Genomic DNA, 12,959 nt, shown 5'->3' with positions numbered 1-12,959 from the left:
TGATGGGGATGGGGGCGCTGTCACTCGCCGGCGTTGACAGGTTCCCGCTCGGACGGTTCCTGCTGGGTCTGCTTGGTCTTGCGCTTGACGATCAGCATCGTGGCGAGACCGATGACGACGGCGGCGGCCAGGCCCACGTAGGAGAACTTCTTCAGCCAGCCCTCGGCGACGACGCCCACGTAGTAGACGGCGGCGGTGGTGCCGCCGGCCCAGCAGATGCCGCCGAGGATGTTGGCGATCAGGAACTTCCAGTAGGGCATGTGCAGGACGCCCGCGAGGGGGCCCGCGAAAATGCGCAGGAGGGCGATGAAGCGGCCGAAGAAGACGGCCCACATGCCCCACTTCTGGAAGGAGCGCTCGGCGGTCGCCACATGGGCCTCGCCGAAGTGCCTCGGGAACTTCCCGCCCAGCCAGGCCAGCAGCGGCCGGCCGCCCTTGCGGCCGATGGCGTAGCCGATGGAGTCGCCGATCACCGCGCCCGCGGTGGCGCACGCGCCGAGGATCAGCGGGTTGATGTGGGAGTGCTGGGAGGACATCAGCGCCGCCGACACGAGGACGATCTCGCCGGGCAGCGGGATGCCGAGGCTCTCGACGCCGATCACCAGGGCCACCACGGCGTAGACGGCTACCGCCGGGACCGAGTCGAGCCATTCCTGGACGTGCACCGCGGGATCCTCCCCTGCCGCTGACCTTGGCGGGCAGCGCTGTGTAAAGCGCTCCCCAAGAAAGGCTACCCGGTCGGCGGTGAACGGCCGCGCGGCGTACGGCACCGGGCCGCCCCCGAGCATTGGGTCCTCGGACATCCCGGTGTCATCCGGCGCGGGAAGGCTCCCCCCGGTCTCGACCGCACCGCCTGCCCGCCGGGCCCTGCCGCGGAAGGACGACGTCCCCGTGTCCGTACCGTCTCCTCTCGTCACCGCCCCGGTACCCGAGGCTCCGGCCCGGATCGCCGCCCCCTCGATCTCCGGCCGGTCCCTGCGCCTCGCCCTGTGTCTGGCCCCGCTGCTGATCGCGCTGTGCTGGGCCGTCGCGAACCGGCCCGTGGTGTACGAGGGGGTGCGGCGGCTCGTCGCGGCCGATCCCGGCTGGCTGCTGGCCGGGCTCGGCTGTACGTGCCTGACCTGGGTGGCGGCCTCCTGTGTACGGCAGGGCGCGCTGCCCGACCGGCTGCCGGCGGGGCTCCTGCTGGCCTCGCAGTTCGCCGCGGGTGCCGCGAACCACGCGCTGCCCGGCGGGCTCGGCGCGCACGCCGTGACCGTGCGCTTCCTGCGGGCGCGCGGGGTGCCGCTGGACCGGACCACCGCGTCGATCGGCCTGTACTCGCTGGTCAAAGGCGTGTCGAAGACCCTGGTGCTGCTGGTGTTCCTGGCCCTCTCACCGGCCTGGCGGCGCCTGGCCGCTCTGGTGCCGGACGGCACGGAGCTGGTGCCGGTGGCGGCGGTCGCGGGCGGGGTGGTCGCCGGGGCGGGGGTGCTGCTGACGGTCGTACGGCCGTTGCGGCGGCCGGTGACCGCCCTGGTGCGCACCGCGCTCGCCGATGTCCGGGTGGTGCACGCGCGGCCCTGCCGGGCGCTGGCGCTGTGGGGCGGGGCGGTGGCGATGCCGCTGGTGCAGGCGGGCGCGCTCGGCTGTGTCGGGGCCGCGCTCGGGCTCGGGCTGTCCTGGGCGGAGGTGGCGCTGGCGTTCCTGGCGGCGGGCACGGCGGTGGGCGCGGCCCCGGTGCCCGGCGGGTTCGCGGTGGACGCGGCGCTGGTGTGGACGCTGGTCGCCTCCGGCGCGGAGCCCGCCCCCGCCACGGCGACCGTGATCGGCTACCGGGTGGTGACGGACTGGCTGCCGCTGCTGCCGGGCGCGCTGGTGCTGTCGGCGCTGATCCGGTCCAAGGTGCTGTGATCCGGGGCGCGTTCACTCCCGGCGGGCCACCAGGCGGTAGGCGTTGGCGAGGTGGAGTCGGTGGGCGAGCGGGCGGATGGCGAGGCGGTCGAGGAGGGTGGCGGTGAGCAGGGCGGGCACCCCGGCGAGCAGGAGCGCGGTGCGCAGGGCACGGCGCGCCGCGCCGGGGGGCTCGGGCAGCCAGGGGGCGTCCTCGCGGGGCGCGGTGTGGTCCAGGGCCAGCCAGACGGCGGCGAGCAGATCGACCGGGTCGTGCGGTTCGGCGTGCTGCTCGGCGAGGACCGTGAAACCGAGTCCGGTGAGCCGGCGGCGCAGATTGCCGGCCGGAATGAAGTGCAGGTGCTGCGGCTGGAGCCAGGGCAGCCACCAGCGGCCGAGGAGGCGGGCGTAGCGGCTGTCCGGGTCGGGGACCTCGATGAGGAGGTGGCCGCCGGGGCGTACGGCCTGGTGGGCGGCGCGCAGTTCGCGGTCGGGGTCGGTGCTGTGCTCCAGGTAGTGGAACATGCTCACCACGTCGTAGCGGGCGGTGAGTTCGGGGGCGAGGTCGGGGAAGGCGCCGCGGTGGGCGTGGTCGATCCGGCCCTCGCGGGCGGCGAGTTCGACGCCGTCGGTGAAGTCGAGTCCGGCGAAGGAGGTGCCGGGCAGCACGGTGCGGGCGCTCGCGCAGAAGTGGCCGTGTCCGGTGCCGACGTCCAGCCAGGTCTTCGGCGCGGGGTCGTACGGCAGCATGGCGCGGGCGCGGTCCTCGTACATGGCGGTGCGCCCGCCGAAGGTGCCGCTCATCCGCTGCTCGCCGAGGCCGTCGTAGAAGTCCCGGTAGTAGAACTCCAGCCCGGCTTCCGTGAGTTGGGGGTTCTGGAAGATGTGCCCGCAGCCGGCGCAGCGGTCCAGGGTGAAGCGGCCGGGTTTGTGCTGGAGCAGGTCGGTGGTGCGCAGGCGGTTGTCCAGCCGGTCCGAGCCGCACCAGGGGCAGGTGGTGCGGCGGGCGCCGAGGAAGCGGGCGGCGCCGGAGGCGAGGTCGGCTCGGTAGGCGGGGCGCAGGGCGGCGACGCGTTCGGCCTTCGCCCGCTTGTCGCTGGGGTCGCTCATCGGCTCTCCGTTGCGAGTCGTTCCAGGTGGTCGGCCGCGGCGGGGGCGCCGCCGGCCGCGCGGAAGGCGGTGCGGACGCGGGCGGCGGCGGCTTGGTGGGCGGGGACGTGCAGCACGGTGTCGAGGGCGGTGCCCAGCCGGTCCGCGGTGACCCGGCCGAACTTCACCCGGAGCCCGTGGGCGTTTCCGTGGCCGTCAGGTCCGATGCGAGGACGACCAGGCCGGGGCCGTCGGGCAGGTCGGCCGGGGTGAGGGCGCACCGGGCGGTCGCCCGGACGCCGTACGGGCCCGGCGCCGTTCTTCTCAGCCGGGACAGCTCCTGCCGGCATCTTCGGTCGCCGTCACCGAGATCGAGGACGCCGAGCGCGCCGGCGCCGGTGGCGGCCGCGGCGAGGCCCGCGTCGGGTTCTCCGAACGGGGTGAGGCACAGGATCAGGTCATGGGCGCGCACAGGGGAGGTCATGAGACTCCGACACAATCGGCGAAGAGCACGGTGGGGGTTTGTGCGGCGGAACTCGTCGGTGCGAGGGCACCGGAAACTAGCGAGGGGCTACTCGCGGGTCAACAAGGCCGACCGGCGGGCGCCCGCCGTGGCCATGATCCGGCCAGACCGCCGAATTCCCCGCAAGCGCCGAGAAATCGGAGCTAATGGGTCATCGGTGCGGGCACCCGCTCACCCGAGCCGGTGCGCCACATCGCCACAAGCCCGTCAAAGCGCTCTCCCGCTTCACCCTTCACTCACCCACCGGCAACGCGCCGTGACACCGGGACCGTGTCTGTAAATTCCGCATGACCTTTGCCCCCTGGCGGGGATGCGCACGGGCCGGAAAGCGCCACAAGACCTGAAACGGCCCCGACCCCCATGAACAAGGCCGGACCCCCGACACACGTCGGGGGCCCGGCCCTTACCGGTCTTCCCGGAGATCCCTCAGCCGTTCGGCCGCAGGGTCCACACCACCGTCATCTCCCCGGTGACGGCGCCGTCCTCACGCTGGATGGCGATGGCGACCGGGAACTCCGGCCGGCCGCCCGCGTCCAGCTCGGCGACGACCTCGGCGGCCGGGCGGCCCAGGGTGGCCGTCGCCGTCACCGGGCCCTTGGCCAGCTTCTTGTAGCCGATCTCGGCCCGGACCGCGAGCGGCACCGCGCGCGAGAGCTGGTCGCCGAAGGCCGTGAGCACGATGGCGCCGCTGGCGGACTCGGCCAGCGTGAACATGGCGCCGGCGTGGGGGCCGCCGATGTGGTTGTGGTAGTCCGGCTGGTCCGGGAGCCGCAGCACGGCGCGCTCCGCGGTCACCTCGACGAACTCCAGATTCAGGGTCCGCACCATCGGGACCGCGGTGGCAAGCATCTCGCCCATCGAGGCGCTGTCAACAGTCATGGGCTCGATGTTACCGGCGAGTAGAGCCTGCTGACCAGCGTGGTCCGCATCCGCTCCGCACGACCTTCACACCGCTTCGCTACGGCCCTGACGAGATCCCGTGACCGAACCGTGCCGCCGCCGCACTAGTGTTGTCGGCCATGTGGCCAGATCAGCAGCCGCCCGGGGGCGCGCAGAACCCGCAGCAGAACCCGTACCAGCAGCCGGGTTACCAGCAGCAGCCGAATCCGTATCAGCAGCCGGGCTACCAGCAGTACCCGCAGGGGGGCCAGCACCCCGGCGCCGGTCAGCAGCCGGCGGCCGGTCAGCAGCCGGCGGCCGGTCAGCAGCCGGGTCCCGGCCAGCATCCCCAGGCCCCCGGCCCGTACCCCCAGGCCCCTGGCCCGTACCCGCAGGCCCCCGGCCCCTACGGGCAGCAGCCGCAGTGGGGCCAGCAGCCGCCCACCGTGCCGATCCAGCAGCCCCCGCAGGGCGGCGGCGACGGCGGCGGCAACCGTACGAAGCTGATCGCGATCGCGGCGGCCGCGGCCGTGGTCGTCGCCGCCTGTGTGACCGGCGTGCTGGTCCTCGGCGGTGGCAAGGACGGCAAGGACACCGAGGCGGACGGCAAGAACACGCACACCAGCCAGGCGCCGACGGGCGCGTCGTCCAGCCCCGCCTCGACCGACAACCCGCGCGCCGCGGAGAGCGAGAAGCCGACCGTGCCGGGCTGGAAGGTCGTGGTCAACCCGAAATGGGGCATAGCCTACGACGTGCCCTCGGACTGGCAGGCCCAGGCGCCCGACCTGGAGGTGGGCTTCGAGGACAACAAGTCCACCAGCGGCAAGCCGCTGATCGTGATGTCGGGCACGGCCGAGGACCAGCCCAAGTGGTGCACGTCCGACGACGACAAGGACGGCCGCACCGACGACACCCCGCTCGCCGTGGTGGGTTCCAAGGGTGCCAGCGGCGCGAAGAGCACCGACCAGATCGCCGTCAACACCCCGGCGTGGTGGGTCTACGGCGGCTACACCCAGCCGGACAAGAAGAGCGTCACCTTCGACAAGAAGGCGACCCCCTTCACCACCACGTCCGGGATCAAGGGCAGTTACGCGTGGGCGAGGTCGAGCGGCACCCCGCAGAAGGGCAAGTGCGCGAGCGACGGCAAGGCCCTCACCTTCGGCTTCCAGAACTCGGCGCACGACTACGTGTCGTTCAACTTCTACGGCGCCAAGGGCGTCAAGGACGAGGTCCCGAACGCCACGGTGATGAAGATCCTCGGCTCCGTCCGGCTGCACGGCACCCCCACCTCGGACTGACGCGGGGCGCCGGGTGCGGAGCCGGGACACGCCCCGCGCACCCGGCGTTCAGCCGATGCCGAACGACCCGCCCGGCGGCACCGGCGAGGGCACCGCGTCCGCGTCCTCGACCGGCCGCGCGGTGCCGATGAACTCCCTTAGGGCCGCGCCGTGTTCGACCCGCGCGGGGAAGACGTCCGCCGCCACCCGGCGGGCCAGCGCGGCGACGTCCGGCGGCCGGTGCGCGGCGACGAGCACCGCGTTGCCGAACCGCCGCCCGCGCAGTACCCCCGGCTCGGCGACCACCGCCAGCTCCTCGAAGGCCTCGGCGAACGTGGCCAGTTGGGAGCGCAGGAAGGCGAACGGCGCCGCGTCCGCGAGGTTGGCGAGATACGTCCCGCCGGGCCGCAGCACCCGCTCGGCCTCGCGGGCGTAGGCGAGGGTGGTGAGATGGGCCGGGACGCGGGAGCCGCCGAAGACGTCCGCGATCAGCACGTCGGCCGTGTCGTCCGGCGCGGACCGGAGCCAGGCGCGGGCGTCGGCGGCGTGCACCGCGACGCCCGCGCCCTCGGGCAGCGGCAGATACTCGGCGACCAGCTCCAGCAGCCCCCGGTCGGCCTCCACGACGTCCTGCCGGGAACCGGGCCGGGTCGCCGCGACGTACCGGGGCAGGGTCAGCGCTCCCCCGCCCAGGTGCAGCACGTCCAGCGCCCGGCCCTCGGGGGCCACCGTGTCCAGCGCGTGCCCGAGCCGGCGCGCGTACTCGAACTCCAGGTACGTCGGCTCGTCCAGGTCGACGTACGACTGCGGCGCCCCGTCGACCGTCAGCAGCCAGGCGCGCTCCCGGTCCACGTCGGGCATGAGCTTGGCGGCGCCGTGGTCGGTGGTGCGGAAGACGGGTATCTGCTCGGTCACAGGTTCATTGTGACGCGCCCCGCGAGGGCCCTACGAACCGACGGAGACCACCGTGCCCGCGCCGACCGTCCGGCCACCCTCGCGGACGGCGAAGCCGAGTCCCGGCTCCAGCGGCACCTCCCGCCCCAGCTCGACGGTCATCTCCACCGTCTCACCGGGCCGGGCCACGGCCGCCGCGCCGAGGTCGACGGCTCCGGCCACGTCCGCGGTACGGATGTAGAACTGCGGCCGGTACCCGGTCGCGATCGGTGTCGTACGACCCCCCTCGCGCCCCGACAGCACGTACACCCGCGCCGTGAACCGCCGCGCCGGCACCACGCTGCCCGGCGCCGCCACGACATGCCCCCGCCGCACCGCGTTCCGGGGCACGCCCCGCAGCAGCACGGCCACGTTGTCCCCTGCCTGCGCCTCCGGCATCGGCTTGCCGAAGGTCTCCAGTCCGGTGACGACACTCTCCACGCCGTCCGCGCCGAGCACCGCGACGCGGTCCCCGAGCCTGAGCGTGCCGCGCTCCACGGCGCCGGTGACGACCGTGCCCCGCCCAGTGATGGTGAGCACGTTCTCCACCGGCATCAGGAACGGCGCGTCGAGATACCGCTCGGGCATCGGCACGTACGTGTCCACCGCGTCCAGCAGCGCCTCGATGGACGCCGTCCAGCGCGGGTCGCCCGCGAGCGCCCGCAGCCCCGAGACGCGTACGACGGGCACCGCGTCGCCCGCGTAGCCCTGCGCGGTGAGCAGGTCGCGGACCTCCAGCTCGACCAGGTCGATCAGTTCCTCGTCGGCCGCGCCGTCCGCCTTGTTGAGGGCGACGACGATGTGGTCGACGCCGACCTGCCGGGCGAGCAGGACGTGCTCCGCGGTCTGCGGCATGATCCCGTCGAGCGCGGAGACCACGAGGATCGCCCCGTCGAGCTGCGCGGCGCCGGTGACCATGTTCTTCACGTAATCGGCGTGACCGGGCATGTCCACGTGGGCGTAGTGGCGGGTGTCGGTCTCGTACTCGACGTGCGCGATGTTGATGGTGATGCCGCGCGCGGCCTCCTCGGGAGCGCGGTCGATGCGGTCGAAGGGCACGAAGGTGCCGGTGCCGCGCTCGGCGAGGACCTTGGTGATGGCGGCGGTCAGGGTGGTCTTGCCGTGGTCGACATGACCCATGGTGCCGATGTTCAGGTGCGGCTTGGTGCGCACGTAGGCGGTTTTGGACATGGCTGTTCCTCGAAGCCTTCGCTGTCGTACGGAAGTTGAGGACCCCCAGGAGTGGCCGACCCTCCCCCTGCGGGGTCCGCCGGACGATCCGGGGAGGGTCAGCTTCGGGCGCCGTCGACAGCGGCCGCGAGCGTGGGAACGGCAGCCTTCGACACATCCGCGACCGCGGATGCTGCGAGGTGGAAGGCGTACCGGAACATGAGGTCGATCATCGCCGACGGGATGTCCGGCGTCGAATGGTTTTCCGCCGGTTTACCCGCGCCGCGCCCGCCAAGACGACCGGCGCCGCCCCCGTCCAGGGGCGGCGCCGGTGCGATGCGCGGGAGGCGTCAGACGCCGCCGTGGCGCCGCCGCTTGTCGCAGCCGGCCTTGTCGTCCGGCCTGCCGTAGCCGGGGCACGGGGGCTCCGGCTGGACGTCGACCGTGACGGTGGCCGACGCGGGCTCACTGGCGGTCTCCCGGCCCTGCCGGTCGGTGGCACCCGCCTGCGCGATGTTGGCGATCCGGCACGCGATGGCGCCGCCGTCACCGCCGCCGTCCCGTGTACCGGCCTTCAGGCAGACGTCCGCGTCGTCCTGGGTGATCTGGTACGAGCCGTGGCAGGTGGTGGTCTCCCCGGCCGCCAGCGTGGTGTCGTCGCAGGTCACCGTGGCGACCCGGTCGTCCGCGAGGTGCACGTCGTGCAGCTGGGTGCTGCCGGTGTTGGTCACGGTGTACGCGTACTGGACCGTGGAGCCGACCTGGAACGGGCCGCCGGAGACGACCCGCTTGTGCAGCGTCAGGTGGGGCCGTCCGACGGGGAGGGTCTGGTACGTCTCCGGGGAGGTGACCGTCTCCCCGTTCGCGGTACCGGTCGCCGTGGCGGTGTTGGTCACGGAACCGGCCGTGCCGTCGGCCGCGGTGATGGTGTAGGTGCCGGTGCAGGTGGTGCTGTCACCGGGCTCATCCGCCGGGGCGAGCGTGGTCGACTCGCAGGTGATGTCCCGCACGTGGTCGTCGTGCACCGCGACCCCGGTCAGCTCCGCTCCGCCGGTGTTGCGGACGGTGTAGCGGTAGGTGACCGTCTGCCCCACCGCGTACGGGCCGGGCGTCTCCACCTGCTTGTCGACCTCGATGCCCGGCCGCCGCTGGATCGGCACGCTCTCCGAGGCCTCCGGCGAGGTGACCGTCTGCCCGCCGGAAGTGCCGCCGGCGGTCGCGGTGTTGTCGATGGAGCCGTGGGCCACGTCCGCTGCCGTCACCGTGTACGTGGCCGTACACGTGACCGTCTCACCGGGCGCGAGGCTGGTCACGGGGCAGGAGACCGGGCCGACCTTCGGGTCCTCGACGGCCAGGTCGTCGATGGTCGTCCCGCGCGAGTTGGTGACCACGAAGTCGTACGGCACCCGCGAACCGGCCGCCAGGTCTCCGGGAAGCGGCTCCCTGGCCTGCTTCACGAGCTGAGTTCGGGGAGCGGCTCCTCGGTGGCGACGACCACGTTGCGGATGAGATGGGTGTCCGTGAACAGACCGGTCGAGGCCGCGAAGCCGAACTTGCAGGTCGGCGGTACGGGGGCCGGCGCGGCCGTCTGGAGCACCGGCTGGAAGCCGTTGCCGTCGTTGAAGTCGATGGACACGGTGACCTGCGGTCGGGCGCCGGGGTGATCACCACGTGCACCCGGCGGCGCGACGGCTCCAGGTCCTGCTCGGCCTGGACCGGGTCGCCGGACACCTCGGTGGTCGGCCCGTGGAGCTGTCCGGGGAGGGTGGACGGCCAGGGCCCGGTGGTCGAGAAGTTGCTCGTCGTGGCGGTGAGGAAGCAGTAGCCCTCGATGCCGTCGCCGGGACCGCGCAGCGTGACCATGTTCGGGCCGGGCGCCGGCACATGGAAGCTCGTGCCCGCGGGCGAACGCTCGCCGGGCGGGCAGCCGTTGCCGCGGTGCTCCCAGTCGCCGAAGTAGTTCCCGAGGACGTCGAGCCCGATGCCCAGGTAGCCGTTGTCCACGCCGGGCTGGAACTCGGCGGCGGGGTTGTCGTCGGGCAGTCTCCGGGCGTAGCCGAGGCTGCCGCCGAAGGCACCGCGGGCAGCGCGTGGTTGTAGAGGACGGCGCCGGACTGGTCGTTCGAGGAGTCCGTCAGCCGGAGGTAGCCGTGCGGGGCCGCGTCGTTGGGCGGCACCGGGCCGGTGCCCGCCGTGCAGCCGCCGAGCGGGTGGTCGCCCGGCCCCGGCAGGGCGCCGACCTGGGGCGCACCGGTCAGGCACGCCGATCCGACTCCGGTGAACTCCGGGGCCGTCGCCTGGGTGAACGTCTCGTCGAGCAGGGTCGTACCGCCCTGGCGCGGCCGTGCGTGGGCGAGTGCACCGGTGTCCAGCGCCAGCGAGCCGCCCATGCCGAGGGCGAGGGTCAGGGCCGCCGCGGCGAGCCGGGCGGTCCGTGCGGGTCCGCCGGGCGGCGACGGGCGTTGATTTCGCGTCATGCGCAGCATACGTAGCAGTCACGCTCCGTGAGCATCCGCTGCCGGGGCGCGTGTCCCCGCCCCGCACCCGGTCGGCCGCACCGCTCCGTGCGTACAGCGAGGCCGTCCGGGGCGCCCTCTATCATCGGCGTCGGCCGTCGAAGTCTTCCAGGGGGTCACGTGCTCGATGCCACCACCGTCCCCGCGCCGCCCGTGGCCCGCGCGGGGTTCACGGCCCGCTGCGCCCGTGCGCTGCTGTCGCCGTGGGCGCGGTTGACCCTGCTGCTGGTGCTGCTGGCGGCCGCGGGCGCGCTGGTGCTGCTGTTCGATCCGCAGCGGCTGCTGACCCGAGGCTGGCCGCCGCAGGCAGGCGGGCTGCTTGCGGCGCTGGTGTTCGGTGCGGGTTACGGGCTGTGCACGGTGGCGTTCGTGCCGCGGCCCCTGCTGAACCTCGCGGCCGGCGCGCTGTTCGGCTCCCAGCTGGGCCTCGGGACCGCGCTCGCCGGGACGGTGCTCGGGGCCGGCCTGGCCTTCGGGCTCGGTCGGCTGCTCGGGCAGGACGCGCTGCGCCCCTTGCTGCGCGGCCGGTTGCTGCGGGCGGCGGACGGGCAGCTGAGCCGGCACGGGTTCCGGTCCATGCTGGCCGCGCGGCTCTTTCCGGGCGTGCCGTTCTGGGCGGCGAACTACTGCGCCGCGGTCTCCCGGATGGGCTGGTCGCCGTTCCTGCTGGCGACGGCGCTCGGGTCGGTCCCGAACACCGCCGCCTACGCGGTCGCCGGCGCCCGCGCCTCGACGCCGACATCGCCCGCCTTCCTGCTCGCGATGGCCTGCATCGCCGTACCGGCCCTCGTGGGCACGGTGGTGGCGTGGCGGCAGCGGCACCGGCTGCGCGGCAGGTGACGGGGGTCCGGTGACGGCCGGTCAGAGGGCTTCCAGGATCATCGCGTTGGCGAGGCCGCCCGCCTCGCACATCGCCTGGAGGCCGTAGCGGGCGTCGCGTTCGCGCATGGCGTGCACCAGGGTGGTGGTCAGCCGGGTGCCGCTGGCGCCGAGCGGGTGACCGAGGGCGATGGCACCGCCCTTCACATTGACCTTGTCCAGGTCGGCGCCGGTCTCCTGCTGCCAGGCGAGGACGACGCTGGCGAACGCCTCGTTGACCTCGAACAGGTCGATGTCGCCGAGGGTGAGGCCGGCGCGGGCGAGCACCTTCTCGGTGGCCGGGACGACGCCGGTGAGCATCAGCAGCGGGTCGGAGCCGGTGACCGCGAAGCTGTGCAGCCGGGCGAGCGGGCGCAGGCCGAGCCGGGTGGCGGTCTCGCCGGAGGTGATCAGGACGGCGGAGGCGCCGTCGTTGAGCGGGCTGGAGTTGCCCGCGGTGATGTTCCACTCGATCTCCGGGAACCGCTCGGCGAATGCCGGGTCGTGGTAGGCGGGCCTGAGACCGGCGAGGATCTCCGGGGTGCTGCCGGGCCGTACGCACTCGTCTCGGGTGAGGCCCTCCAGGGGCGCGGTCTCGGCGTCGAACAGCCCGGCCTCCCAGGCCGCGGCGGCCTTGCGGTGGGAGGAGACGGCGAAGGCGTCCAGCTGCGCGCGGGTCAGCGACCACTTGGCACAGATCAGCTCGGCGCTGACGCCCTGCGGCAGCAGGCCCTCGGGGTAGCGCGCGGCGACGCCGGGCCCGAAGGGGTCTGTGCCCGCGGGCACGTTGGACCACATCGGCACGCGGCTCATCGACTCCACGCCGCAGGCGACGACGATGTCGTACGCGCCGGCGATCACACCCTGCGCGGCGAAGTGCACGGCCTGCTGGGAGGAGCCGCACTGGCGGTCCACCGTGGTGGCCGGGACCGTCTCGGGCAGGCCGGCGGCGAGCACGGCGTACCGGGTGGTGTTCATGGCCTGCTCGCCGACCTGGTCGACGGTGCCGCCGATCACGTCGTCGATCAGCGCCGGGTCGATACCGGAGCGCTCGACCAGGGACTTCAGCGTGTGGGCGAGCAGTTGGACGGGGTGGACCTGCGCCAGGGCGCCGGTGGGCTTGCCCTTGCCGATCGGGGTGCGTACGGCCTCGACGATCACTGCGTCTCGCATGGTGCGGCCTCCTGCGGCGGACTCGTTCACGATCACGGTTACCGGTAAGTAGGAAATCCGGACTCACCATAACGCGGTGGGTTGGAAAATCAAACCCACACTCACGTAGGCGCCTGCCCATACCGCCCGCAATGATTGGAAATCCAAACTCTCAACTAAGCTGGGCCGCATGGCCGCACCGAAGGACCCGCGCCCCTGCTCCATCGCCGACACACTCGCGGTGGTGGGCGAGAAGTACTCCCTGCTCGTGCTGCGGGAGGTGTGCCTGGGCAACGGCCGGTTCGACCAGCTGGTGCGCAACATCGGCGCCCCGCGCGACATCCTGGCCGCCCGGCTGCGCCGGCTCGTGGACGCCGGGGTGCTGACCAAGCGCGCCTACAGCGAGCACCCCCAGCGCTTCGACTACCGGCCGACCGAGGCGGGACTGGAACTGGAACCGGTCCTGATGACCCTCAAGGAGTGGGGCGACCGCCATCTGCGCCACAACACGGACCTGCCCATGGCCGTGGAGCACAGCTGCGGCCACGAACTGGTCCCGGTGGTCACCTGCCGCGCCTGCGGCTCCCCCGTCCACCACGACGATCTGACGGCCCACCCGCAGGCGCCGGGCTGGACGGTGCGGGGTCCCGCGAAAGCATCCTGAACTCCCGCGCCACTCACGGCAGTTGC

General features: G+C 73.3%; 14 protein-coding genes. 4 read left to right on the top strand and 10 right to left on the bottom strand.

Annotated features, from left to right (window positions below; translation table 11 throughout):
• Positions 1–20 precede the first annotated feature (20 nt).
• The gene (locus AC069R_RS14370) at positions 21–665 is read right to left on the bottom strand and encodes a DedA family protein (RefSeq protein WP_478767127.1); all 645 of its coding nucleotides are present in this window, start codon (positions 663–665) and stop codon (positions 21–23) included.
• Positions 666–801: 136 nt separating this feature from the next.
• Here AC069R_RS14370 and AC069R_RS14365 point away from each other — a divergent pair, with 136 nt between their 5' ends.
• Entirely contained in the window at positions 802–1,893 is a 1,092-nt protein-coding gene (locus tag AC069R_RS14365) for a lysylphosphatidylglycerol synthase transmembrane domain-containing protein (protein ID WP_478767250.1), read from the top strand.
• Positions 1,894–1,905: 12 nt separating this feature from the next.
• On the opposite strand, the gene AC069R_RS14360 is transcribed toward AC069R_RS14365, so the two are convergent.
• The 4 genes from AC069R_RS14360 to AC069R_RS14345 all read right to left on the bottom strand — a co-directional run bounded on the left by AC069R_RS14360 (position 1,906) and on the right by AC069R_RS14345 (position 4,363).
• A complete protein-coding gene (locus AC069R_RS14360) occupies positions 1,906–2,982 on the bottom strand; it encodes a class I SAM-dependent methyltransferase (protein ID WP_478767126.1) in 1,077 nt (358 codons plus the stop codon).
• Entirely contained in the window at positions 2,979–3,149 is a 171-nt protein-coding gene (locus AC069R_RS14355) for a hypothetical protein (RefSeq protein WP_478767125.1), read from the bottom strand. Before AC069R_RS14355 ends, AC069R_RS14360 begins: the two co-directional genes overlap by 4 nt.
• A complete protein-coding gene (locus AC069R_RS14350) occupies positions 3,146–3,445 on the bottom strand; it encodes a hypothetical protein (protein ID WP_478767124.1) in 300 nt (99 codons plus the stop codon). The genes AC069R_RS14355 and AC069R_RS14350 overlap by 4 nt, the downstream gene beginning before the upstream one ends.
• 465 nt (positions 3,446–3,910) lie before the next feature.
• Positions 3,911–4,363 carry a DUF4442 domain-containing protein gene (locus tag AC069R_RS14345; RefSeq protein ID WP_397987069.1) on the bottom strand — a complete coding sequence of 151 codons (453 nt, stop codon included), beginning with the start codon at positions 4,361–4,363 and terminating at the stop codon, positions 3,911–3,913.
• Positions 4,364–4,503: 140 nt separating this feature from the next.
• On the opposite strand from AC069R_RS14345, the gene AC069R_RS14340 reads away from it, so the two are divergent.
• Positions 4,504–5,661, top strand: coding sequence for a DUF8017 domain-containing protein (locus AC069R_RS14340; protein WP_478767123.1), 1,158 nt, complete (start codon positions 4,504–4,506; stop codon positions 5,659–5,661).
• 48 nt (positions 5,662–5,709) lie between these two features.
• On the opposite strand, the gene AC069R_RS14335 is transcribed toward AC069R_RS14340, so the two are convergent.
• The 4 genes from AC069R_RS14335 to AC069R_RS14320 all read right to left on the bottom strand — a co-directional run bounded on the left by AC069R_RS14335 (position 5,710) and on the right by AC069R_RS14320 (position 9,379).
• Entirely contained in the window at positions 5,710–6,555 is an 846-nt protein-coding gene (locus tag AC069R_RS14335) for a spermidine synthase (protein ID WP_478767122.1), read from the bottom strand.
• Between the two features lie 30 nt (positions 6,556–6,585).
• Positions 6,586–7,764 (bottom strand): elongation factor Tu, encoded by a 1,179-nt coding sequence (tuf, locus tag AC069R_RS14330; RefSeq protein WP_478767121.1) that lies wholly within the window; start codon positions 7,762–7,764, stop codon positions 6,586–6,588.
• A gap of 329 nt (positions 7,765–8,093) precedes the next feature.
• A complete protein-coding gene (locus AC069R_RS14325) occupies positions 8,094–9,200 on the bottom strand; it encodes a DUF7507 domain-containing protein (RefSeq protein ID WP_478767120.1) in 1,107 nt (368 codons plus the stop codon).
• Entirely contained in the window at positions 9,197–9,379 is a 183-nt protein-coding gene (locus AC069R_RS14320) for a hypothetical protein (RefSeq protein WP_478767119.1), read from the bottom strand. The genes AC069R_RS14325 and AC069R_RS14320 overlap by 4 nt, the downstream gene beginning before the upstream one ends.
• A gap of 1,000 nt (positions 9,380–10,379) precedes the next feature.
• Here AC069R_RS14320 and AC069R_RS14315 point away from each other — a divergent pair.
• On the top strand, positions 10,380–11,099 hold the full coding sequence (locus AC069R_RS14315; protein ID WP_478767118.1) for a TVP38/TMEM64 family protein: 720 nt from the start codon (positions 10,380–10,382) through the stop codon (positions 11,097–11,099).
• A 21-nt stretch (positions 11,100–11,120) separates the two neighbouring features.
• Here the strand turns inward: AC069R_RS14315 and AC069R_RS14310 are convergent, their stop codons facing one another.
• On the bottom strand, positions 11,121–12,290 hold the full coding sequence (locus AC069R_RS14310) for a thiolase family protein (RefSeq protein ID WP_478767117.1): 1,170 nt from the start codon (positions 12,288–12,290) through the stop codon (positions 11,121–11,123).
• A gap of 169 nt (positions 12,291–12,459) precedes the next feature.
• Here AC069R_RS14310 and AC069R_RS14305 point away from each other — a divergent pair, with 169 nt between their 5' ends.
• A complete protein-coding gene (locus AC069R_RS14305; protein WP_478767116.1) occupies positions 12,460–12,933 on the top strand; it encodes a winged helix-turn-helix transcriptional regulator in 474 nt (157 codons plus the stop codon).
• Positions 12,934–12,959 lie beyond the last annotated feature (26 nt).

The organism is Streptomyces sp. NPDC043952 (genome assembly GCF_056435325.1).
Note: the sequence above shows the minus strand (reverse complement) of the source record. Positions and strands in the feature narration are given on the sequence as shown.

Coding starts and splice junctions, on each gene's coding strand:
- AC069R_RS14345 (WP_397987069.1), bottom strand. CDS start 4,363: ATGACTGTTGACAGCGCCTCGATGGGCGAGATGCTTGCCACCGCGGTC.
- tuf (WP_478767121.1), bottom strand. CDS start 7,764: ATGTCCAAAACCGCCTACGTGCGCACCAAGCCGCACCTGAACATCGGC.
- AC069R_RS14340 (WP_478767123.1), top strand. CDS start 4,504: ATGTGGCCAGATCAGCAGCCGCCCGGGGGCGCGCAGAACCCGCAGCAG.
- AC069R_RS14350 (WP_478767124.1), bottom strand. CDS start 3,445: ATGACCTCCCCTGTGCGCGCCCATGACCTGATCCTGTGCCTCACCCCG.
- AC069R_RS14305 (WP_478767116.1), top strand. CDS start 12,460: ATGGCCGCACCGAAGGACCCGCGCCCCTGCTCCATCGCCGACACACTC.
- AC069R_RS14360 (WP_478767126.1), bottom strand. CDS start 2,982: ATGAGCGACCCCAGCGACAAGCGGGCGAAGGCCGAACGCGTCGCCGCC.
- AC069R_RS14310 (WP_478767117.1), bottom strand. CDS start 12,290: ATGCGAGACGCAGTGATCGTCGAGGCCGTACGCACCCCGATCGGCAAG.